Annotated in this window: 21 protein-coding genes; 17 read left to right on the forward strand and 4 right to left on the reverse strand. The window is 63.8% G+C overall.

All coding sequences use genetic code 11. The features are described 5' to 3' along the window. The first annotated feature begins 3 nt into the window (after positions 1-3). Both K3178_RS14270 and K3178_RS00560 read left to right on the forward strand, forming a co-directional pair. Complete coding sequence (locus K3178_RS14270) at positions 4-1,692, forward strand: sensor domain-containing diguanylate cyclase (protein WP_221569457.1); 1,689 nt, start codon at positions 4-6, stop codon at positions 1,690-1,692. Beyond that, on the forward strand, positions 1,689-3,437 hold the full coding sequence (locus K3178_RS00560; protein ID WP_221569458.1) for a GGDEF domain-containing protein: 1,749 nt from the start codon (positions 1,689-1,691) through the stop codon (positions 3,435-3,437). Before K3178_RS14270 ends, K3178_RS00560 begins: the two co-directional genes overlap by 4 nt. A 4-nt stretch (positions 3,438-3,441) precedes the next feature. On the opposite strand, the gene K3178_RS00565 is transcribed toward K3178_RS00560, so the two are convergent. Together K3178_RS00565 and K3178_RS00570 are read right to left on the reverse strand one after the other, a co-directional pair. Next, positions 3,442-3,834, reverse strand: coding sequence for an acyl-CoA thioesterase (locus K3178_RS00565; RefSeq protein ID WP_221569459.1), 393 nt, complete (start codon positions 3,832-3,834; stop codon positions 3,442-3,444). Continuing rightward, positions 3,831-5,930: a S9 family peptidase gene (locus tag K3178_RS00570; RefSeq protein WP_221569460.1), complete on the reverse strand. Its 2,100-nt coding sequence runs from the start codon at positions 5,928-5,930 to the stop codon at positions 3,831-3,833. Before K3178_RS00570 ends, K3178_RS00565 begins: the two co-directional genes overlap by 4 nt. A gap of 229 nt (positions 5,931-6,159) precedes the next feature. Here K3178_RS00570 and K3178_RS00575 point away from each other — a divergent pair, with 229 nt between their 5' ends. From K3178_RS00575 to K3178_RS00595, 5 genes are all read left to right on the forward strand, one after another. After that, positions 6,160-7,965: an aminopeptidase P family protein gene (locus K3178_RS00575; RefSeq protein ID WP_221569461.1), complete on the forward strand. Its 1,806-nt coding sequence runs from the start codon at positions 6,160-6,162 to the stop codon at positions 7,963-7,965. A gap of 61 nt (positions 7,966-8,026) precedes the next feature. Continuing rightward, the gene (locus tag K3178_RS00580; protein ID WP_221569462.1) at positions 8,027-8,422 is read left to right on the forward strand and encodes a VOC family protein; all 396 of its coding nucleotides are present in this window, start codon (positions 8,027-8,029) and stop codon (positions 8,420-8,422) included. A 191-nt stretch (positions 8,423-8,613) separates the two neighbouring features. Beyond that, complete coding sequence (locus K3178_RS00585; protein WP_221569463.1) at positions 8,614-9,288, forward strand: EF-hand domain-containing protein; 675 nt, start codon at positions 8,614-8,616, stop codon at positions 9,286-9,288. 48 nt (positions 9,289-9,336) lie between these two features. Continuing rightward, entirely contained in the window at positions 9,337-10,065 is a 729-nt protein-coding gene (locus K3178_RS00590) for a response regulator (protein WP_221569464.1), read from the forward strand. Continuing rightward, positions 10,062-11,522, forward strand: coding sequence for a sensor histidine kinase (locus tag K3178_RS00595; protein WP_221569465.1), 1,461 nt, complete (start codon positions 10,062-10,064; stop codon positions 11,520-11,522). The genes K3178_RS00590 and K3178_RS00595 overlap by 4 nt, the downstream gene beginning before the upstream one ends. Here the strand turns inward: K3178_RS00595 and K3178_RS00600 are convergent. After that, entirely contained in the window at positions 11,519-13,045 is a 1,527-nt protein-coding gene (locus tag K3178_RS00600) for a helicase HerA-like domain-containing protein (RefSeq protein ID WP_221569466.1), read from the reverse strand. The two genes, K3178_RS00595 and K3178_RS00600, sit on opposite strands and share 4 nt — an antisense overlap. Positions 13,046-13,152: 107 nt before the next feature. Here K3178_RS00600 and pabB point away from each other — a divergent pair, with 107 nt between their 5' ends. The 10 genes from pabB (at position 13,153) to K3178_RS00650 (ending at position 22,056) form a co-directional block, all read left to right on the forward strand. Continuing rightward, entirely contained in the window at positions 13,153-14,964 is a 1,812-nt protein-coding gene (pabB, locus tag K3178_RS00605) for an aminodeoxychorismate synthase component I (RefSeq protein ID WP_221569467.1), read from the forward strand. After that, positions 14,961-15,617: an RluA family pseudouridine synthase gene (locus K3178_RS00610; RefSeq protein WP_221569468.1), complete on the forward strand. Its 657-nt coding sequence runs from the start codon at positions 14,961-14,963 to the stop codon at positions 15,615-15,617. Before pabB ends, K3178_RS00610 begins: the two co-directional genes overlap by 4 nt. Then, positions 15,610-16,014: an alternative ribosome rescue aminoacyl-tRNA hydrolase ArfB gene (gene arfB, locus K3178_RS00615; RefSeq protein ID WP_221569469.1), complete on the forward strand. Its 405-nt coding sequence runs from the start codon at positions 15,610-15,612 to the stop codon at positions 16,012-16,014. Before K3178_RS00610 ends, arfB begins: the two co-directional genes overlap by 8 nt. A gap of 131 nt (positions 16,015-16,145) precedes the next feature. Next, positions 16,146-16,313, forward strand: a complete 168-nt coding sequence (gene rpmG / locus K3178_RS00620; protein ID WP_006832561.1) for a 50S ribosomal protein L33 — start codon at positions 16,146-16,148, stop codon at positions 16,311-16,313. A gap of 88 nt (positions 16,314-16,401) precedes the next feature. Further along, the gene (locus tag K3178_RS00625) at positions 16,402-17,064 is read left to right on the forward strand and encodes a LolA family protein (RefSeq protein ID WP_221569470.1); all 663 of its coding nucleotides are present in this window, start codon (positions 16,402-16,404) and stop codon (positions 17,062-17,064) included. A 262-nt stretch (positions 17,065-17,326) separates the two neighbouring features. Further along, positions 17,327-18,118 carry an exodeoxyribonuclease III gene (gene xth / locus K3178_RS00630; RefSeq protein WP_221569471.1) on the forward strand — a complete coding sequence of 264 codons (792 nt, stop codon included), beginning with the start codon at positions 17,327-17,329 and terminating at the stop codon, positions 18,116-18,118. A gap of 35 nt (positions 18,119-18,153) precedes the next feature. Beyond that, positions 18,154-19,176 carry a GTP cyclohydrolase II gene (gene ribA / locus K3178_RS00635; RefSeq protein ID WP_345719827.1) on the forward strand — a complete coding sequence of 341 codons (1,023 nt, stop codon included), beginning with the start codon at positions 18,154-18,156 and terminating at the stop codon, positions 19,174-19,176. Beyond that, positions 19,173-20,651, forward strand: coding sequence for a GMC oxidoreductase (locus K3178_RS00640; RefSeq protein WP_221569472.1), 1,479 nt, complete (start codon positions 19,173-19,175; stop codon positions 20,649-20,651). Before ribA ends, K3178_RS00640 begins: the two co-directional genes overlap by 4 nt. Further along, on the forward strand, positions 20,642-21,559 hold the full coding sequence (locus tag K3178_RS00645; RefSeq protein ID WP_221569473.1) for an aldo/keto reductase: 918 nt from the start codon (positions 20,642-20,644) through the stop codon (positions 21,557-21,559). The genes K3178_RS00640 and K3178_RS00645 overlap by 10 nt, the downstream gene beginning before the upstream one ends. Beyond that, the gene (locus tag K3178_RS00650) at positions 21,556-22,056 is read left to right on the forward strand and encodes a GNAT family N-acetyltransferase (RefSeq protein WP_221569474.1); all 501 of its coding nucleotides are present in this window, start codon (positions 21,556-21,558) and stop codon (positions 22,054-22,056) included. Before K3178_RS00645 ends, K3178_RS00650 begins: the two co-directional genes overlap by 4 nt. Here K3178_RS00650 and asd read toward each other — a convergent pair. Next, positions 22,035-22,895: an archaetidylserine decarboxylase gene (asd, locus tag K3178_RS00655; protein WP_221569475.1), complete on the reverse strand. Its 861-nt coding sequence runs from the start codon at positions 22,893-22,895 to the stop codon at positions 22,035-22,037. The two genes, K3178_RS00650 and asd, sit on opposite strands and share 22 nt — an antisense overlap. Between the last annotated feature and the right edge of the window lie 4 nt (positions 22,896-22,899).

Below are 22,899 nucleotides of genomic sequence, written 5' to 3' on the forward strand. Positions count from 1 at the left end.
GCGATGTTTTCGCTCGTCCCCGCTCCGCTTTCCGCCGAAGCACCGCTGTCTTCCGGATCGGTATGCCATGCCTCGGTGAAGGCCGATATCGAGCTCGCCGAAGCGCTGGAAAACCCGAAACTGTGGACCTGTGAAGGCGCAGAATTCGATTGGCACGCCGAGCGCCATTTCGTCCGCCACGATCTCACCAATGCGCCTGAAACTGCGGCCTCGCCGCGGGTGGCGGAGTTCGATCGTCACGAATTCGAAAAGCTCACCCTGATCGTCGACGGTGAAAACGGCGCGCGCGCCGTGCGCAGCTACAGTTTCGAAAGCTTGAAGCTCGGCTCCTCAAGCCTCAAGGCGCTGGTCGATCTGCCCGATCCCGGTTCGCGGGTCACTGCCGTTACCTTCGTTCATGAAGGAGGCTGGTTCCCCGAAGCCTTCGTCACTGCGCGACTGAGCGAGGAAGCGAAAGTCCCGGCGATCGCCGGTTGGGTGCACATACTCGCCGCAGTCCTGTGCGGACTGTTGCTCGCTCCGATCATCTTCGACCTCGGCTTCTACCGAGCGCTGCGCGAACCCTTCCCGCTCTACCACGCGCTGTTCTGCGTCATGGCGGTTATCCAGACCGCGGCGGTGTCTGGCCTGCTGCCGATGGTTCTCCCGCTGAGCTACGACTACGAACTTTACGTCACCTATCTCAGCCTCGACGTGATGATCTCGGCGACGTTCCTGTTCGCCTATCATTTCATCGAGGACGGCCGCCTCCCGCGGCGTTACCGGCGCTGGCTTCTGTTCCTGCCGGTCATCCAGATCGCCAACGGCTTTGCCACCACCTTTGCCATCGACCTGTTTGGCCCGTGGGTCGACCATTTCTATTTCGGCGTGTTGCTTTGCGTCTTTGCCGCCTATTTCTATGTCTTGTACCAGGCGCGCGGTCAGGGCAGCCGGATGGCGCCCTATCTCACCTGGGGCATCGCGCCGCTCGCGCTGGTGGTGCTGATGCAGGCCGTCACGGTCTATGGTGAGGCGGTTTTTGCCACCATCGACGAGACATGGCCGCAGAATTTCGCGCTGCTGTTCGAAGTCGTCGCAACTGCGCTTGCGGTAGCAGACCGCTTCATCACCATCCGCCGCGAGCGCGATCACGCACTGAGCGCTGCACGCGACCTCGAGGTGTTGAGCGAGCACGACGAGCTTACCGGCCTGCGCAACCGCCGCGCGCTCGACACGCGTTTTGCGCGTTTTGTGGAGGAGGGCTTCCACGCAATGGCGGTGGTCGACCTCGACCACTTCAAGTCGATCAACGATATTCACGGCCACCCCGTCGGAGACCGCGTGATCCGGAGCGCGGCGGTTGCGTTGAGCCCGGGCGATGACCCGAATATTGCCGCCTTCCGTATCGGCGGGGAAGAGTTCCTGCTCCTGCTGCGCGGCGAAGGTGCGGTCGAAAAGGCGGAGGAGCGGCGCCTGGCCGTACGCCAGCGGATATCGGCCGATGTAACCGAATTGGCGCGTCCGGTGACGGCAAGCATGGGCTATCTCGATTTCTCCGCCTTGGCAGAAAATGCGGGAGACGGCTTCGCCAAGCTCTACGCACAGGTCGATCGACTGCTCTACGATGCCAAGTGCGCGGGACGAAATTGCACGCGCTCAATGGTGACAGGCGAACCGGACAGGCGCATCGCGCATTCGAGGGCAGCTGCATGACCGCCCGTACACTGCATGCATCGCGCCGGTTGTTGGCGATGATCGCAGTGTTGCTGTGCTCGATGTTGCTCGGCCTTGGATCTGCGCAAGCGCGCGAAGAGGCACCGGGTCAACTGTACGATTGCCATGCAGCGACGAGCGCGACCACGAAAGTGTCCGAAGTGATGCAGCAAGATTTCGCCTGGCGCTGCGATCACGAGGGTTGGGAAAGCAAACGCGGCGCCACCTGGCTCACCTTTCCGCTCGATCGAGTGGGGGCGCAGGCGGAGCCGAGAATCTTCGCGATGCGCCACGCCCATTTTCAGAGCATCACGATCTACGCGCTGGCCGGCGATCAAACCTTGTCCGAGCGCAGCTGGAAAGGTTCGCAGGTTGAACCGGCGCTCTTCGGCCCTTTCGCGTCCGTGCCGCTGGATGAGATCGGACTGGCCGACGGACAAGCGGACAGGCTGCTCGTGAAAATAGTGCGCCCCGACCTCAGCAGCGCGGGTTCCGAGGCACGGCTGGTCGCGAGCGAGAACGATGTTGGGTTTTCACGGGCAACGGCGCTGATCCTCGCTGCTTTGGCGGGCCTCGTGATTATGCCGTTACTCTTCGATGCCAGCCTATATGCAATCCTCCGACAGCGTTTCATGCTTGCGCATGCCGGCATGTGCGTCGGGATGCTTATGGTGCTGAATTCCTCGAATGGCCTGTTCACGGCCTTGTTCGAACCACGGCTTGCAACGCTCGTGACGCTGACGCAGCTCGGCTATGTCACCATCGTCGGTTCGGCTGCCCTCTTCGCGATGACCTTCATCGAGCGGGAATGCCTTGGCGAATGGTCGCGCCGGTTGCTGAAGGCCGCCATCGCAATCATGCTGGCGACTTCGGGCCTGCTCGCAATTGCCCAGCGAGGGTTCGGGCCACTCGACCAGAATTTCTACATGTACGGCTTCCTGCCCATGTTCCTCGCCGTGGCCTGGGCGATAGGCGATGCGCTTGTGCGCAGGAGCCGCATGGTCTGGTTCATCATCGTGGGCTGGGTACCTGCAATACTGACCGGCTTCGACATGATCGCCAACGGACTTGGTCTGCAAAGCGCGCGTACGCTCGGGGTGACCGCCCCCTTCTATGCCATGGCCTTCGAAGTCTGCGTAACGGGTGTCGGTGTGGTTACCCGCATCATGGTGCTTCGCCGCGAACGCGACGAAGCGCTAAGGGACAAGCGCGACCTTGAAGACATCTCGCAGCGCGATCCGCTTACTGGGCTTCTCAACCGCCGCGCGATCCGCAGGAATTTCGATGGGCTAGTGGCGCAGGGATTTTCCGCCATGGCGATCTACGACATCGACGACTTCAAGGATGTAAACGACCTCTACGGCCATGACGTGGGCGACGAGGTCCTAGTCGCCGCGGCAAGGGCACTTGCACCGGGGCCCGATGTTGTCGCAGTGCGCCTCGGCGGCGAGGAATTCATGCTGTTGTTGCGCGGCCCCAATGCCATCGAGCGCGCCGAAATGCGCCGGCTCGACCTGACGCAGATTGTCAAGCGTTCGGTCCCCGCGATCCGCCAGCGGGTAAGCGCAAGCATGGGCATCGTAATTTTCGACGGTGCAGACGAGGGTGCCCGGGGCGACTTCAACGCGCTTTATGCCCATGCCGACAAGTTGCTCTACCAGGCCAAGCGGCTCGGCAAGAATATCTACCAGTTCGAGATCCTGACAGGTGAAGAAGCTGTGGGCGGCGAGCTGAAAACGGCCTGAGCCGTCAGGTGAAAGGCGCGAGCACCTCGGGCCTTACGCGGACCAGCCGCTGGGTCTCGCGGTCGAGCATGGCCCAGGTTGTGGCAGCTGAAACGATGACCTTGCCCGCCTCGTTGCGAAAATCGACCCGGCGCGTGGAGGTGGCACCGCGCGGGGTGCCTTCGATCCAGGTCTCCCCAGTCACTGTTTCGCCCTCGGCCACATTGCCGCGATAATCGATTTCGTGCCGGGTCACGACCCAGAAGAACTGTGCGCTGTGATCGGGGGCCGCGGTCTTTTCCCAATGGGCTACCGCGAGGTCCTGGATCCAGCGCACCCAGACCGTATTGTTGACGTGGCCGAGCTCGTCGATGTGCTCGGGGCGTGCGGTGAAGGTCTGCTCGAACTTCGCGGTCATTTCCTTGTCTGACCCGCCGCTTGGCTGCTCGAGGCCGCTCCCATCTGCCACAGGATAAAGGCGTATTCCTCGGCCACCTCGTAGATCGAGGCGAATCGGCCCGACTTGCCGCCGTGGCCCGCTCCCATGTTGGTCTTCAAGAGCAGTTCGTTCTCGTCGGTCTTCAGTTCGCGCAGCTTGGCGACCCATTTTGCGGGTTCCCAATAGGTCACGCGCGGATCGTTGAGGCCGGCGGTGACCAGCAGCGGCGGATAGTCCTGCGCCACAACCTGGTCGTAGGGCGAATAGCTAAGAATATAAGCGAAGGACTGCTTGCTTTCGATGGGATTGCCCCATTCCTGCCATTCGCCCGGCGTGAGCGGGAGATCCTTGTCTAGCATGGTGTTGAGCACGTCGACGAAAGGCACATGCGCCACCACAGCGCCCCAGAGCTCGGGATTGGTATTCAGCACCACGCCCATCAGTTCGCCGCCCGCAGAACCGCCGCTCGCGCTGATCTTGCCCTGCTCGGTATAGCCTTCGGCAATCAGGCCCTTCGCCACGTCGACGAAATCGTTGAAGGTATTGGTGCGCTCGTTGAGCTTGCCCTGCAGGTACCAATTGCGCCCGAGGTCATCGCCGCCGCGGATATGCGCGATGGCATAGGCATAGCCGCGATCGACGAGGCTGAGGCGCGTCGAGGAGAAGCCCGGCGGCACCGCATAGCCGTATGCACCATAGGCGTAGAGGTGGAGCGGTCCGGTTTTCGGGCGATCCTTGCGGCTGACGATCGAGACGGGAATCAGCGTTCCGTCGCGCGCGGCGATGTCGATGCGTTCGACCTTGTAAAGGTTCGCATCGTATCCGCTCGGGATTTCGACCTGCTTGAGCTGTTCGAGTTCGCCGCTCGCGACGTGGTAATCATAGACCGTGTCGGGCGTGACCATGCTGTCATAGACGAGCCGCAGCTTGTCGACATCGTATTCGGGGTTGTCGGAAAGCCCGGTCGAAAAACTCGCTTCGGCAAAGGCGATGGGCTTGACAAGATTGGGGTCGGCGTAGCTGCGCAGCTGGATCTGGTCGAGCCCGCGCAGGCGGCCTTCGGTGACGTAGAAGTCCTTGAACAGTTCGAAGCCTGAAAGATAGAATTCGTCCGATCCCGCGATCAGCGTGGTCCATTTGCCGGGATTGTCGATACTGGCGGTGGCGAGGCGGAAGTTCACGTGATCGTCGTTGGTGTGGACGTAGATCGTGCCCCTTCCGTCCACAGTGCGCACATCGACATCGTATTCGCGGCCCTTTTGGCGCGGTGCGATGAGGATTTGCTCGCCGGTCGGATCATCGGCGCGAACGAGGCGGATTTCGCTGGTCTCGTTGTCGCCGGTGGAAATAACCAGCCAGTCTTCCTGTGCGGTGAGGCCCGTCGACACGCCGAAGCTCTCGTCGGCCTCGCGGTAGATCTCGACATCGTCCGAAACAGGCGTGCCCATCGTGTGGACCTTGGCGTTGAGCGTGCGCCACTGTTCGGTCGATTCGCCGTATACCACCGCGCTGCCGCCCGCGACCCAGGTGAGGCTGGTGCGGATGCCGGGGATTTCATCGGCCAGCATCTCGCCGGTCTGCAAATCCTTGAAGCGCGCGGTGTAGCGTTCGGAACCGTCGGTATCGGTCGAATAGGCGAGGTAGCGTCCGTCCTTCGAGACCGAGAATGCGCCGAGGCGAAAATATTCGTGCCCTTCCGCAAGCGCGTTTTCATCGAGGATCAGAACGGCATCGCCGCCTGTGACCGCACGGCGGTAGAACTTCTTGTATTCGCTGCCCTTCTCGAACTCGGTCCAGTAGAGCCAGTCGCCGTCCTTCTGGGGGACGGAGCTGTCGTCCTCCTTCACGCGCGCCTTCATTTCCTCGTAGAGCTCGTCGACCAGCGCTTTGTGCGGTTCCATCCGCGCTTCGAACCAGGCGTTCTCGGCCTTTACGTAGTCGAGGATGTCCTCGTCATCGATGGTCGGATAGCTCTCGTCCTTAAGCCAGTAATAGGGATCGGAAATCGTGATCCCGTGATGCGTATAGGCATGGTCGCGCTTCTCGGCTGTCGGCGGAGCGGTCGGTTCGGTCACGGATTTCCCTTCTGTCCGGGCATGTGTCGGAGCGGCGAAAGCCAGCGAAGCGGCAGATAGGCATGCCGCCAGTCGAATGAAAGTCACGTGCGATCCCTTGTTCGCGGCACAGAACTGGAAAGAACCGCCGCAAGTCCCTATTGGAGAGGGGCGATTACGAGCGGCAGGCACAAGCCGCAAGCGCTGCATCGCCCAATGCGCATGCAGCACCGACGAAAGGATTACCGCCATGCTGATGCAAACCCATGAAGCCCGTCTCGACGCGCTGCGCACCGAACTGGAGAAGCGCGGCCTCGACGGCTTCGTCATCCCGATTTCCGACGAGCATATGAGCGAATATGTCGGCTCCTACGCCCAGCGTCTCCACTGGCTGACCGGCTTTGGCGGCAGCGCAGGCAGCGCGGCGGTGCTGAAAGACAAGGCCGCGATGTTCACCGACGGCCGCTATACCGTGCAGGTGCGCGAGCAGGTCGACGGCAAGCTCTACGATTACGAGGACGTGCCCGCGACCTCGCCCGCCAAATGGCTCGCCGAGAATGCGCCCGAGGGTGCAAAGATCGGCTACGACGCCTGGCTGCACGGGATCGAGTGGGCGGAAGGCGCGGAAAAGCTTTTCGCCAAGAAGGGCATCGAACTGGTCGCGGTCGACGGCAATCCGATCGACGCGGTCTGGGCCGACCGCCCTGAACCGAGCAAGGCTGCAGCCGTCCCGCATGACGATAAATATGCGGGCCGCTCGAGCGCCGACAAGCGCGCGGTCATTGCCGACTGGCTCAACAAGGAAGGCTACGACGCGACTGTCATCAGCGCACTCGATTCGGTTGGCTGGCTGCTCAACATGCGCGGGCAGGACGTCGACAACACGCCGGTCGCGCTGTCCTACGTCCTTGTCAATTCGGACGGCACGGCTGACCTCTTCATTGCGCCCGAAAAGGTTTCGCCCGAGCTGACCAAGCATCTCGGCAATGCGGTGAGGGTGCGCGATCGCGCGGATTTCCAGCCCGCGCTTGCGGACCTCAAGGGCAAGACCGTCGCGGTCGATCCCAAGCATGCTGTCGCCGGCATCTTGCACGCGCTCGAAGCGGGCGGGGCGAAGGTCGTGCGCGAGGACGATCCTGCCGTGCTGCCCAAGGCGATCAAGACCGAGGCCGAGCAGCAGGGCCACCGCGATGCGCAGGCGCGCGACGGGGCGGCTGTCGTCAGATACCTGCGCTGGATCGAGGAAAACGCACCCTCGGGCGAAATCGACGAACTGACCGCTGCAGCCAAGCTGCGCGAATTCCGCGGCCTAAGCCCGGACATGAAGGACAGCAGCTTCGACACGATCAGCGCGGCTGCTGGCCATGCCGCGCTGCCGCATTACAAGGTCGACGAGGACAGCAATATCCCCATCCCGCCCTCGAGCATCTACCTGTGCGATTCGGGCGGACAGTATCTCGATGGTACGACCGACATCACCCGTACCGTCTGGGTCGGTCCGGGCGAACCGACGGCCGAAATGGTCGATCGCAACACCCGCGTCCTCAAGGGCCATATCGAGCTTGATCTTGCACGCTTCCCCGACGGGACCAGCGGCGGCGCGCTCGATGCGCTGGCCCGCATGCATTTGTGGCAGGTCGGCATGGATTACGGCCATGGCACCGGCCACGGCGTCGGCAGCTACCTCTCGGTCCACGAAGGTCCGCAGCGCATTTCCAAGCCCGGTGGTGCCTTTGCCGGGACCGGCGCGCCTTTGCGCGAAGGGATGATCCTCTCGAACGAGCCGGGCTATTACAAGCCGGGCGAATACGGCATCCGGATCGAGAACCTCGTGCTGGTGGTCGACGCCGATATCGAGGGCAGCGAGGGCAAATATCTCGGCTTCGAAACGCTCACGCATGTGCCGCTCGACCGCAGGCTGGTCGACAAGTCGCTCCTCACGGCACGCGAGATAGAGTGGTGGAACACCTATCATGCACGCACCCGCGAGATCCTCGCGCCGCAGCTCGAGGGCGAGGACCTCGCCTGGCTCGAGCGGGAATGCGCCCCCTTGTAGGATTACGTATGTTCACGTAATGTTCCGGCGGTCGCGAGTCGTTTTCTGAAGGAGCAGGCGAATGATCGGTTACGTTACGGTGGGCACAAACGACCTCGAGAAGGCGGCCAAATTCTATGACGCTATCGCGGCCGAAATGGGCGTGGGGCGGATGATGGAATTCGAAACCTTCATCGCCTGGGGCAAGTGGGATGGCGGCGCGGGCGTTGCAGCGACCAAGCCGTTCGACGGCAATGCGGCGAGTGTCGGGAATGGCACGATGGTGGCGCTCGAGGCCAAGGACCGCGACCAGGTCAAGCGGCTTTACGACATCGCGCTCGCCAACGGCGGGTCCTGCGAAGGCGAACCCGGTCCGCGCGGCGAACCCGACGAGAACGGCATGCTGTTCTACGCCGCCTATTTCCGCGATCCGGACGGCAACAAGCTCAACGCCTATCTGATGGACAAGGTCGGCTGAGCGAGATGGCTTTCGGTCATGTGAACATGGCGGGCTGAATGCGACACTTCGTTACAATTCAGCCTCTCTTCGGCATAAAGCTGCGACAATACACTCCTAAAAGTGATACATGAGCTGCGGCGGGATCGAAGTGTTTCTCCCCTCCCCTCCCGACGGACCGTCGCAGCTCTCCCCTTTTGCTGGAGAGTATGATGAACAAGACCGCACTGACCCTTTCCGCCGCTGCGCTGGCCCTAACCGGGACTGCCGCGCTGGCGCATGGCCACATGACCAAGATGGACACCGATGGTGACGGCAACGTCACCCGCGCCGAACTCACCGCGCATGCCGACGAGATGTTCGCAAAGATGGATGCGAACAATGATGGCGTAATCGACGCGAATGACCGTCAGGCACATGGCGCGGAAATGTTCGCCAAGGCCGATACCGACGGCGATGGCGAATTGTCGCAGACCGAGATGAAGGCGATGCACGAAGCGCGCATGGAACGGCGTGAAGCACGCCGCGAAGCCCGTGCCGATCGCCGCGCAGACCGCATGGCCGCGCGTTTCGCCAAGATGGACACCGACAACTCTGGTGGCCTCTCGCAGGACGAACTCAAGGCGATGCATGAAGCACGCAGCGAACGTCATGCCGGAAAGCGAGGCAAGCGTGGTCACGGCATGCGCGGCGGCATGCACATGATGCGCATGGCCGATGCCGATGGCGACAAGGCCGTCACCCGCGCCGAATTCGATGCGGCTCTCGCGGCTCATTTCGCCAAGGCCGATGCCAATGGCGACGGTGCAATCTCCGCCGAGGAGCGCGAGGCGATGCACCAAACAATGCGTGCCGAGCGGAAGGCAAAGCGCGAAGCCGCGCAGTAACGCGCTTGCGCATGGCAAGCGCCGCACGGTAGGCGCGGCGAGGATTACATGACCGACACCGCGCCAACCACCCTCCTGCTCGTCGACGACGAACGCAGCCTTCGCGAACCCCTGGCCGAGTATCTCACCGGCCAGGGGTTCGCCGTGCGCGAGGCGGAAAGCGCCGCTGCTGCGCGAACGGTGCTGGGCAGTGACACCCCCGATCTCGTCCTGCTCGACATCATGATGCCGGGGGAGGACGGCCTTTCGCTCTGCCGCCACCTCGTTGAAACGAAAAAGCTCCCGGTTATCCTCCTGACGGCCAAGGGCGAAGCGATGGACCGCATCATCGGCCTTGAAATCGGCGCCGACGATTATGTCACCAAGCCCTTCGAGCCGCGCGAACTGGTCGCGCGCATTCGCTCGGTCCTGCGCCGGTCCGAACGCGAGCCGGTGCTTCCTGCCGAAGACCAGCTCTACCACTTCGAAGGCTGGACGCTCGACCCGCTGAAGCGGCGTCTCACGGATCCCGACGGCACGCTCGTCCCGATTTCCACTGCCGAATTCCGCATGCTGCGCGCCTTCTGCGATCATCCGCGCCGGGTGCTCGATCGTGACCAGCTGCTCGACATGGTGCAGGGCCGCGAGGCGCAACTGTTCGACCGCGCGGTCGACAACCAGGTCAGCCGCCTGCGCCGCAAGATCGAGGCCGACAGCCGCAACCCGCATTTCATCCAGACCGTGCGCGGCGGAGGTTACCGCTTCGGTGCGGAAGTGACGCGCGCAGGCCAGCAATGAAGCGACTTCTGCCCAAGAGCCTGCTCGGCCAGGTCACGCTCGCGATCGCGGTGACGCTGTTCCTCGTGCAGGGCATCAACGCCTACCTTGCATGGACCATCGAAAAGGACCGGGTCGAAACAGGACTTGTCAACACGCTGAGCCTGCGCCTGGTGGCGATGGGTCGTATTGCGGATATGGACGATGGCGAGCTTGTCGTCGATCTCACGCCGCAACTGGAAAATGCGGAGCGACGCCGCTTCCGACCTCATAGCGAGAGGCGTGGCCCGCCCGGGGCGCGTCGGCCTCGCAGGGCTTTCGCCGGAACCGATTTTGCGCGTGCCGACACCTTCCTGACCCTGGATGGGGACCGGAGGCTGCCAGCTCTCGAGGAAAGGCTGGGTGAAACCTTGCGCAATAATGGGCGCGACTTCGCCGATATCCGTATCGTCGAGCGGGAAGTCTCAAACGATCCCGTCGCGCAGCGCTTTCTGGAGCGGCTGGCCCGGCGGCGCGGCATGACTCCGGCGGACCTGCCCGAGAAAATCGCCGTCGCCGGAATCAGCAGCGGCGAAGGCTGGGAAATAGTCCGCGCACCGATTTATCGGCCCCACGAACATTTCGGCCCGCTGTTTCCGCTGCTGAGGGCGGCGATGTTGACCGGCCTTCTTGTCATCGTGCTCTGGCTCGTCCTGCGCCGTATCACCGGCCCGCTCGCGCAGCTTACCGAGCGCACCCAGCGATTTTCGGAGAATCCTGCGGCAGTGGGGCAGGTCGAACCGCGCGGACCTGAAGACGTGCGTGTCCTTATCGAGGCGCATAACGAGATGGAAGCGCGGATCGGCGCCATGCTCGACGAGAAGGACGTCATGCTCGGTGCGATCGGGCACGACCTCAAGACCCCGCTGGCCGCGCTGCGCGTACGGATCGAGAATCTCGAGGGCGACGCCGAAGCCAAGGCGAAAATGGCCGAGATCATCGCCGAGACTTCGCGCACGCTGGACGATATCCTGATGCTCGCCCGCGTCGGCCGCCATGATGTCGAATTCGAGGTGGTCGACCTATCCGCGCTGGCCGCCACGCTGGTCGAGGAGTTCGAGGATCTCGGCAAGCCTGTCACTCTGGGGACGACTGAGCGGCGCAAGCGGGGAATTCAGGTCACCTGGCTAAAGCGCGCGCTGCGCAATCTGATCGAGAACGCGATCCGCTACGGCGGCTCGGCGCGCTTGTCGGTGACCAGCGAGAACCGCGCTGCGATCCTTGCGGTCGAGGATGACGGACCCGGCATCGCGCCCGAACTGATAGATACCATCGCCGAACCCTTCGCGCGCGGCGAGGCAAGCCGCAATCGGGCCACCGGCGGTGCCGGGCTCGGCCTCGCCATCGCGCGCGCGGTGGCGGAGCAACACGGTGGCAGGCTGGTCCTCGAAAATCGCGAGGAAGGCGGTCTGCGCGCGGAAATCCGTCTACCGCTCTAACGCATCAAGCCGCCGACGATATTGCGCACGAAGGCGTTAAGGCCGGTGCGAACCGGATCGGCGCGCGATTTCTTGCCCAGGACCGTCGCTACTGCAATCGAGGACAGCGAGCCGGCTGCGGCGGTAGCCGCGGCCTTGCCGGCCTTGGTCCACATGGAAGGAGACTTGCGCTCGCGCTTGCCGACTTCCTCCCGGCCCTTTTCGGCGACCTCCTTGGCCGTGGCTTCGGCATCGGCGGCCTTCTGCGCAAGCACTTCCTCGGCGCTCTCGCGGTCGACCGCCTCGTCGTATTTGCCGTCGAGGTCGCTCACCGAATTGATGATCTTGCGCTCTTTCTCGGTCACCGGACCAAGGCGCGAATGCGGCGGCTTGATCAGCGTGCGCTGGACCACGCCTGGTGCGCCGTCCTCGTCGAGGGTCGAGACCAGCGCCTCGCCGACCTTGAGCTGGGTGATCGCCTCTTCGACATCGAGATCGGGATTGATGCGGAATGTCTCCGCCGCCGCCCTGATCGCGCGCTGGTCGCGCGGGGTGAAGGCGCGCAGGGCATGCTGGATGCGGTTGCCGAGCTGTCCGGCGATCTTCTCCGGAATGTCGATCGGGTTCTGGGTGACGAAATAGACGCCCACGCCTTTGGACCGGATCAGGCGCACAACTTGTTCAACCTTGTCCTCGAGCGCATCCGGAGCATCGTCGAAGAGCAGATGCGCTTCGTCGAAGAAGAAGACGAGCTTCGGCTTTTCCGGATCGCCCACTTCTGGCAGCGTCTCGAACAGTTCGGCGAGCAGCCACAAGAGGAAGGTCGCGTAGAGTTTCGGGCTGCGCATCAGCTTGTCGGCGGCGAGCACATTGATGATCCCGCGGCCCTGTTCATCGGTGGCGAGGAAATCGTCGATCTCGAGAGCCGGTTCGCCGAAGAAGCGGTCCGCTCCCTGGCTTTCGAAACTGAGCAGCTGGCGCTGGATCGCGCCGACGCTGGCCTTGGAGACATTGCCGTAGGTGCCGGACAATTCGCTGGCGTTTTCATAGGCAAAGGTCAGCATCGCCTGCAGGTCGCCGAGGTCTAGCAGCAGGAGATTGTTCTCGTCGGCATAGCGGAAGACGATGTTGAGCACGCCTTCCTGTGTGTCGTTCAAATCGAGCAGGCGCGCGAGCAGCAGCGGACCCATTTCCGAAATCGTCGTCCGGATGGGGAAACCCTTTTCACCGTAGAGGTCCCAGAAAACCGCGGCATTGTCGGCATAGGCATAGTCTTCCATGCCCAGTTCCTTCGCGCGGGTTTCCAGCTTGTCGGCATGCTTGAACTGTGGCGATCCGGCCATCGAGATACCCGCAAGGTCACCCTTCACGTCGGCGACGAAGACCGGCACGCCATTGGCGGAAAAACTCTCGGCGAGGCCCTGCAGCGTCACCGTCTTGCCAGTGCCGGTTGCGCCCGCGATCAGGCCGTGGCGGTTGGCCTGTTCGAGCCGGAAATATTGCTTCTCGCCATTCGCGCCGAGGCCAAGAAAAATCGTGCTCATAGTGCTCCCGCCAGTCAATTTGCGTGTATCGATGTGGCGCAGCGTGGTCCTTGCGGTCAAGCAATGGCTCGACTTGGGCGCACAGGGCTGTAAATGCTGGGGCCACGATGGCGGGCAGACATCCCTTTGTATTGCTGGACGATGCACGGACAAGCGGCGCTGCCGACGCCCTGTTCTACGAGAACCCGCGCGCCATTTTCGTCGCCAACCGGCCAGACGAGGTCGAGGAGGTGCTTGCAGCTGCCGAGGCCGCGCGGCGCGAAGGCGGCGAGCTGGCGGGTTATATCGCCTATGAGGCGGGACTTGCCCTGGAGGTACGGCTTGCCGGTCTGGCTGCAGCGAAGACTGGAGGCGCAGGGCCGCTCGTCTGGCTTGGCCTTTTCGATGCACCGACACGGATTGCCGCCGATGCCATGGCCGATTGGCTGGCATCACGCGTGCAGGGACCGGGCGGCGTCGGCCCGCTTGAGCCGCAGCTGTCACCGGGCGGCTACGAAGCGGCCTTCGAGCAGCTGCAGGAAGCGATCCGCGCAGGCGATATCTACCAGGCCAACCTGACCTTTCCGCTGGCCGGCAATTTCACCGGCGACCCGCTGGGGCTCTATGCTGCGCTGCGACCGGCGGCGCAGGCGGGCTATGGCGGAGTGATCTTCGACGGCTCGCACTGGCTGCTGAGCCTGTCGCCCGAACTTTTCGTCTCGCTCAAGGGCAGCGAGGCCAAGGCCAAGCCGATGAAGGGTACGCGCCCGCGCTCGGCCGACGAGGCGCAGGACAAGGCTCTGGCAGAGGAGCTGGCCTCTTCGGTCAAGGACAAGGCCGAGAACCTGATGATCGTCGACCTGATGCGCAACGATCTCAGCCGCGTGGCGATAGCGGGCAGCGTCCGCGTCGACGAACCCTTCGCCATCGAGAGCTATCCGACGGTCCACCAGATGGTCAGTGTGGTCCGTGCCGACCTGAAGGAGGGCATGGGCGCAACCGATCTCGTGCGCGCGCTGTTCCCTTGCGGGTCGATTACCGGCGCGCCGAAAATCCGCGCGATGGAACTGATCGACCAGGTCGAGCGCGAACCGCGCGGCCCCTATTGCGGGGCCATCGGACGGATCGGCGCAGACGGCGATGCGGCGTTCAATGTCGCCATCCGCACGCTGCGCCTCACGGAAATTGAGAATGCGCGCGGCAAGGCCGTGCTCGGGGTGGGCGGGGCGATCGTTGCCGACAGCGAGCCGCGCACCGAATGGCGCGAGGCGCTGCTCAAGGGCGCGTTCGCGTCCAAGTCCTCGCCCGATCACAGGGCGGCGCAGTTCGATCTGATCGAGACCATGCGCTTCACACCCGAAGAGGGCATCCCGCTGCTCGAAATGCACCTCGCGCGGATGAAGCAGAGCGCCGCCGAACTCGGTTTCAGTTTCGACCGCCACGAGGCACGCAACCAGATGCACGCCTGCTGCTTCGTCCTCGATGGACCGAGCCGCGTGCGCCTGTTCGCCTCGCGCAGCGGCGCGGTGGCGCTGGAGGCGTGCGCCATGCCGGAGGGCTGGCCCGAACCTGCGCAGTGCGTGGTCCTGCCGCTGCCGGTGAACCCGGGCGACTGGCGCCTGCGCCACAAGACCACCGATCGCGGCTTTTACGAAGCCGGACAGGAAGTGGCCCGCCAGCGCGGCGCGCACGAGGCGCTGTTCGTGCGCGAGGACCGCTTGCTGACCGAGGGCTGCATCACCAGTATCTTTGTCGAGCGCGACGGCCTATTGCTCACGCCGCCCGCGACGCTCGGCCTGCTGCCGGGTGTGTACCGCCAGTCGCTGCTCGAAGAAGGCAAGGCGCGCGAGGCTGAGCTGACCATCGCCGATCTCGAGGACGGCTTCTTCCTCGGCAATGCCGTGCGCGGCCTGATGCGCGCGGAACTGAAAGTGAAATGACCCAGATTCCGATCATCTTCGAAGACGGCGAAGCGCTCGTCATCGACAAGCCTGCCGGCCTTCCGGTCGATCGCCCCAAGCGTGGCGGTCCCTGCCTCGAAGACCATTTCGAGCAATTGAAGCTGGGCTTCCAGCGCGCGCCGCATCCCGTCCACCGGCTCGACACCGATACCAGCGGCTGCCTGCTGCTCGCGCGCAATCCCAAGGCGCTGAAGCGCTTCGCCAAGGCCTTCGAGGACCGGCTGGTCGAGAAGCGCTATCTCGGCATCCTGTCGGGCATTCCCGAGGGCGAGGAGGGCACGATCGAGCTCTCGCTGTCCAAGATCAGCAGTGCGGGCAAGGGCTGGCGCATGATCGCGGCGAAGAAGGGCAAGCCCTCTATCACCCACTGGCGCAAGCTGATGGAGCACGACGGCAAGGCGCTCATCGAATTCCGCCCCGAGACGGGCCGCACCCACCAGATCCGCATCCATTGCGAGGCGGGGCTCGGCATGCCCCTGCTCGGCGATCCGGTCTATGGTTCGGCGAAAGGTGCGCCGCGCACCATGCTCCATGCCGCGGGGCTCATCGTCCCGCGCGGAACCAAGCCGACGATCGAGGCCGCCGCGCCGCTGCCGCGCGATTTTGCGGCGCTTGGCTTTGCGGATGGGTAGGATTGCCGACAAGGCGCTGGAAATAGCCGAGGAGAAGTTCATCGCCTCCTCGGGCCCGGGCGGGCAGAACGTCAACAAGGTGGCCACTGCCGTCCAGCTGCGCGTCGACGTGTTCCAGCTCGGCATGCCGCCCGATGCCTTCGAGCGGTTGAAGGAGGTGGCGGGGAGCAAGTTTACCAAGGCGGGCGAAATCGTGCTTACCGCGAATGAATACCGCACGCAGGAACAGAATCGCGAGGCCGCGCGCGAGCGGCTGGTGGCGCTGCTGGGCGAGGCGCTCACGCCGCCCAGGAAACGCAAGAAGAGCCGCGTCAACCGGGTGGGCAAGGTGAAACGACTGAAGGCGAAGAAGGCGCGCGGCGAGGTGAAGGCCAATCGCGGCAAGGTGGACTGGTAGCGCGGAAGGCTTCGACGCTTGACTTTTCCCCGTGAATCACACAAAGGGCGCGCCGGACGGCGGTGCAGCTCGCGCCGCCCTTATTATTTCGGCTGAAATCGGCCCCTCAGAAAGATCTTTAGGAACACGCCATGGCGAAGCCCGCAACCGTCAAGATCAAGCTCGTCTCGACCGCCGACACGGGCTTCTACTACGTGACGAAGAAGAATCCGCGCAACCACACCGAAAAGTTCGTCTTCAAGAAGTACGACCCGGTGGCGCGCAAGCACGTCGAATTCAAGGAAGCCAAGATCAAGTGATCTGGCCGGCCCGTGTGGCCGATAAGCTGAACGGCGGGAACGCCTTTAGTTCAGTGACAGTTCAATGCTCCGAACCTAAATCAGGAGCATGAGCACCTTGTCTATCTTCAAGAATCGCCCCGTCGCCTCTGCACTCGCCCTCGCACTCAGCGTTGGCGTGCCCGCGACGTTTTACGCTGCACCCGCCCCCGTCGAGGCGGCGGCCGGCGACCTCGACCAGGCGGTCGCGGCGCTGCGCGGCATTTCGACCATGAAGGCGAATTTCGTCCAGACCGACCGCAACGGCCAGGCCGTTTCGGGCGTGATGACGCTTAAGCGCCCCGGCAAGATCCGTTTCGAGTACGAAAAGGGCGTGCCGCTTCTCGTCGTGTCGAACGGCAAGTCGATGTACATGATCGACTACGAGGTGAACCAGGTCCAGCGCTGGCCCATCAAAAATTCCCCGCTCGGCGCGCTGCTCGACCCTAGCCGCGACGTCAAGAAATACGGCAAGCTGATTCCGACCGGTCATGACGATGTGGTCAGCATCGAAGTGCGCGATCCCAAGCGCCCCGAATTCGGTGTCATCACGCTTATCTTCGCGCGCGATGCTTCTGCGCCCGGCGGTCTTCGCCTGACGCACTGGGTGGCGCTCGATGCGCAGAATCACCGGACCACTGTGCGGCTGAACAACAACCGCTATGGCGTCGCCGTTGCTGACAGCGCATTCACCTTCAAGGACCCGCGCCGCACGTCTCGTCGCCCGGGATAAACGCTTCGGCGACAGCCCGTTTTCTGTTTGCGGTTTCTCGAGAGCGAATGTTCATTGAGCAGCAAGCCGAAGGGGCGTAATCCTAGGGACATCGAAGCGGCGGGCGGCAATTTCCCCCCTGTTGATTGCCTCAGCCCTCAAGGTCGCTCGGTATCCAAGCGTGACGAACGCTCACAAGGAACCCTCAAGCCAATGCCCCCGGCTTGAGGGTTTTTTGTATGGAGGTGTGGACCGGGTGGCGTGAGCGCCCTATCTCCGCGCGATGGTTTCTGTCGCTACCTGGAATATCAATTCCGTCCGCCTCCGCATGCCGATCGTCGAGCGTTTCCTGAAGGAGAGCGCTCCCGACGTCCTCTGCCTGCAGGAGATCAAGTGCCAGGAGCACCAGTTCCCTTACGAGGCGTTCAAGGCGCTGGGCTACGAACACGTCGCGGTGCACGGCCAGAAGGGTTATCACGGGGTCGCCACGGTCAGCCGTGTGCCGATCCGCGAATTCTCGCGCCACGACTGGCAGGACAATGGCGAGGCGCGCCATGTCGGGGTGGAACTTCCCGACCATGACGGGATGATCATCGAGAACGTCTATGTCCCGGCCGGCGGGGACGAGCCCGACCGCGAGATCAATGTGAAATTCGGCCAGAAGCTCGATTTCCTCGAGCGGATGACGCGCTGGGCCGACACAGTCGACCGGCCGACGCTGATCGTGGGCGATTTCAACATCGCGCCGCTCGAAAGCGATGTCTGGAACCACAAACAGCTGCTGAAAGTCGTCAGCCACACGCCGGTCGAGGTCGAGAGCCTGCAGCGCTTCATGGATGCGCATGGCTGGTCTGACATCGGGCGCGAGCATATCAAGGCGCCGGAGCGCTATTACAGCTGGTGGAGCTACCGCGCGAAGGACTGGAAGGCGAACGACCGCGGCCGCCGTCTCGACCACATGTGGGCGAGCCCCGAACTGGCGAAACAGGCCACAGGGCACTCGGTTCATGAATATGCGCGCGACTGGGAAAAGCCGTCGGACCACGTGCCGCTGGTAACGGAGTTCGACATCTGAGCGAGCCATCTCCCTCGCGGCGTGCAGCGCTGGCGGTGGACGCGCTGCGCCACGGCTGGCCGCTCGCGATCGATGGAGCGCCGCTGCTGCAGCCGGTGGAGACGGCGTTTTCGGATGTCTCGGGCGAAGCGATGCTGGTCTCGGCCAGCCGCGCCGCGACATTGAAGCTCGCCAACCAGATCGAGGCCGCTGCTCCGCGCAAGCCCGTGCTGATGCGCGGCGCGGATGTGTTCGACCTGCCCGCCGCGCTGGCGGTGGCCGACCCCGCGCTCGATTTGCAGAGCCCGCTCAAGGGGCCGTTCAAGGCGCTGCCGCTCGAATGGGAAGAGCAGGCGCGCGCCGCGCTTGAGCTGGCGAGGATAGCGGGAATCCTGCCGGCCTTTATCGTCGATCCGCAAGGGGCGGGCGAAGCAGCGTCACTCCAAGCCAGCGATGTCGCCGCCTTCACCGATCCGCAGCGGCTGAACATCGCGACGCGCGCAAAACTGCCCGTGGCTGCTGCCGAAGGGGCGCGCATCGTCGCGTTCCGCAGCCCCGACGACACGCGCGAACATGTCGCGCTCGTCATCGGCAAGGAAAGCTCGGGCACGCCGCCGCTGGTTCGCCTCCATTCCGAATGCCTCACCGGCGATATCCTCGGCAGCCTTAAATGCGATTGCGGGCCGCAACTCGATGCGGCGCTTCGCGCAATGAGCGTAGAAGCGGACAAGGGCGGCTGGGGCGTGCTGCTCTATATGCGGCAGGAGGGGCGCGGCATCGGCCTCGTCAACAAGTTGCGCGCCTATCGCTTGCAGGACCAGGGCTTCGACACGGTCGATGCCAATACCCGGCTCGGCCTTCCCGACGAGGCGCGTGACTTCCCGACGGCTGCCCGGATGCTGGACCTGCTTGGCGTCAAGGAGGTGCGGCTGATGACCAACAATCCTGCCAAGGTCGAAGCGCTCGAGGGCGAGGGTGTCACCGTTGCCAAACGCGTCCCCCATTCGCTTCCCGACAATCCGCATAACGCGCGCTATCTCGCCACCAAGCGCGACCGGGCAGGGCATATCCTGCCATGAGCGATGCTCCGGGTCCCGATGTCCTCGTGGTCGGCGCAGGTGCTGTCGGCATTCCCCTGGCGGTGCGTCTCCATCGCGCCGGGCTTCGCGTTGTCGTGATCGATGCCGGACCGGCGCAGCCCGACGGCAGCTGGCAGGCCCGCAATGAAGGGCCCGAGCCGCTCCAGCCCTATCCCGGCCTGACCGAAGGCAGGATGAAAGTCGTGGGCGGCACGACCCGCCTGTGGGGCGGGCAGCTCAATCCATTCTCGAGGCATGATTTTGCCCGGGTGGACGAGTCGGGAAGGCAGCTCTGGCCGATCGACTGGGACGAATATTGCGCCACTCTGGACGCGGCTTACGACATTCTGGGCGTGAGCGAAGCGGCCCGCGCCACCGATGCCGTATTCGCGCGCAAGTCCGGCTCTCCGGTGGAGTTTGCCGAAGGGCTCGTTGCCGGGCTCAATCTGTGGCTACCCCAGCCCGATTTCGCAAAATTTTTCGAAACCGATATCGCGAAAATTGACGTCCGCCCCGCGACTTCGGCACGCCGTATCTCCTGCGGTGAAGACGGCATTTGCACGGTAGGGCTGGAAGGGCCGGGCGGGAGCGAAACCTTTTCGCCCCGCCATATCGTGCTCGCCGCCGGCAGTATCGAGAATTCGGCGATATTGATGCGTAGCGCCGCCATCGATCCAGCGTTGCCCTTCGCCGCAAATGCCCATCTCGGCGCGCATTATTTCGACCATCTTCACGGCATCGTCGGTACGCTAGCGCCCGCAGACCCCAGGCGCATACGCGCGCTGTTCGACGGGATTTTCGAGGGCGGGCGGAAGTACGGTGTGAAGATCAAGCCGTCCTCCCCGCCGCCTACAAGGCCGAGCATGGCAATGACGCTCAATGCCAGCACGCCCGGCATGATCGTGCGCGACGCGCTTGCCACGGGGCGACGGATCGGCACGGCAGTCCAACTGGCGCGGGCGATTATCCCGGCGGCGTGGCGCTATGTGCGCCATCGCCGCATAGCCTCCATGTTCGACGACACGATCCCGCTCGGCATCGAGGTCGAGCAGATTGCGGCGTCGGAGCGAAGGGTCGTGCTGGAAGACAGGGTTCCGCCCGAGGAGGCACGGGCAGGGGTGGCGTGGTCGGTCGATCCCGCGCTGGTACCGCATATCGCCGATTTCGTCGAGGAAGCGGGCAGGTCGCTAGTGGCGGCGGGGCTTGGCAAGGTCACGCTCGACCCGGCCTTCGCCGCGCGCGATCCGGGCGCCATCAGCGCATTCCACGATGCTTACCATCACATGGGCGGCACCCGCATGGCGACGAGCGCAGACAGCGGGGTCGTCGATGCCGAATGCCGCGTGTTCGGCACGGCCAACCTCCATGTTGCGGGGGCGTCGGTGTTTCCGACCGGCAGCTATGCCAATCCCACTCTTACTGCGATCGCGCTGGGCCAAAGGCTGGCAGATCGCCTGATCGAGCAATGTCGCTGAACCTTGCGGCCCGGCTGATATACGGCTGCGGCAGGCTGGCAGGCGGAGTGTCCGCAGGCGCATCGGCTGACTTGCTCCGGCAGGCTTTCGATGGCGGTATCACCGCTGTCGATGTGGCGCCTTCCTATGGCCTCGGGCTGGCCGAAAAGGTGGTGGGCCGGGCCGTGCGCGATCATGCATCTGTCAGGGTGACGACCAAGGTCGGTATCCCGCGCCCACACTTGGGCTGGACCAAGAGCGTGGCGCGTGCGGCCAAGCGAGGGCTCGGCTCCTCAGCCCCGCGCTCGTTCGAGGGATTTGCGCCCCTCGAACCCCCGGCGCGATATGATTTGGCGGATTTCTCGCACCCGGCCCTGCGCGATTCGCTGGCGCGATCGCACGAGGCATTGGGGCGGATCGATGCCGTGCTGCTCCATAATTGCGGGCCTGAAGAGGCAACACCGGAATTGCTAGGCGAGTTCGAAGCGCTTTCTGCGGGGCTGGCGGCCGCGCCGGGATACGGCAATCAGGCACGTTGGGATCAGGCGACCGACGCTGCGTTTCCTGTCCACTTCATCTCCCAGACCGCTATCGATCCTGTCTGGCTGGTCGGCGACAGCATCCCGACAACCCGCGAGCGAGCGGAGCTGCATTCGCTTCTCCCCACCGCCGAATGGCTGGCGCGTTCCGATCCCGGGTTCTCGGCTCGTTGGGATGTCGCGGCCAAGGCTGTTTCAGGTCCCATGGGGGCGGCCAGGATCGCTGCGATCCTCGCTCTGGTCTCGGTGAGGGTCCCGCAAGCCACGCTCATCATATCAAGCACCCGGCGAGAGCGTTTGACCCAAATGCTCGATGCAGTGCACAAGGTCGGGACCATGATTTCACCCGAGGAAATCGCCGCGATTTTTACGAGGGAAGCACGTCCATGACCGCGCTCACCATCCGCCCCGAAAAGCCCGCCGACCATGCACAGATTGCGGTGCTGACCGATGCAGCCTTTGCCGAAGTCGAGCATAGCGACGGCAGCGAGGTGCGGATCGTCGAAGGTTTGCGGCAGGATGGCGATCTCGCCCTCTCGCTGGTCGCGGAAGACGGCGAGCGGATTATCGGCCACGTTGCCGTGTCGCCCGTCACTATCTCGGACGGGAACGAGGGTTGGTACGGACTAGGCCCGATCAGCGTATTGCCGCAGCACCAGCGCGAAGGCGTCGGATTGCGGCTGATGCAGCGGGCGATTGCGGACATGCGCGAAATGGGCGCGAAGGGCATCGTCCTGCTTGGCGAGCCTGCCTATTATTCGCGTTTCGGCTTCGAGCACGACCCGAAGCTCACCTATCCCGGACCTCCGCCCGATTATTTCCAGCGTCTGGTGCTCGACGGCGATGCGCCGGGCGGGACCGTGCGTTACGCGCCCGCTTTCGGCTGAAGCCGCTTGCCGATCGCTTGTCCCATGCGGACGGCATCGCCAGCTTTCAGCGAGGTATCCCATTCGACCTTGCCGGGTTCGAAGAGCAGCACCACGGTCGAGCCGAGGATGAAGCGGCCCATTTCATCGCCCGCCGCGAGCTGGTGGGCGGTCGGCTCGAAGCTTTCGCGCACGAGCCGCGGATGGTGCGTTTCGACGAGGCCCGACCAAACGGTCTCGATCCCTGCCACGATCATCGCGCCGACCATGACGCTGGCGAATGTACCGTCGGGGCCGGTGAAGATGCAAGCCAGCCGCTCGTTGCGCGCGAAAAGCCCGTCGACATTCTCCGCCGTGACCTGGTTCACCGAGAACAATTCGCCCGGGACATAGGTGGTCGACGCCAGCGACCCTTCTGCGGGCATGTGGACGCGGTGATAGTCGCGGGGCGAAAGGTAGATCGTTGCGAAACTGCCGCCTTCGAAGCGCCTGGCTGCTTCCTCGTCGCCGCCGAGCAATTGTGCGGCGGTGAAGTGCCGCCCCTTGGCCTGGAAGATGCGTCCTTCCTCGATCCGTCCGATCTGGCTCACCGCACCATCGGCGGGGCTCAGGATTTGCGTCGTACTATCTGCCAGCGGGCGCATGCCGGGCTTCAGTTCGCGCGTGAAGAAGTCGTTGAAGCTCCTGAACTCCTCCACTCCGCGCGCGGCCTGGCTCATGTCGACATCATAGGCATCGATGAAGCGGCGGATGAGCAGGTTCTTGAGCCACGGAACCTCGGAGGAGGCGATCCTGCCAGCTCCGCGCGAGACGGCGTGGTGGGGGAGCGCATGCTGGAGCCAGATGAAGGGTGAACTCATGGAC

It is taken from the genome of Qipengyuania sphaerica (genome assembly GCF_019711595.1).
Lineage (GTDB): Bacteria > Pseudomonadota > Alphaproteobacteria > Sphingomonadales > Sphingomonadaceae > Qipengyuania > Qipengyuania sphaerica.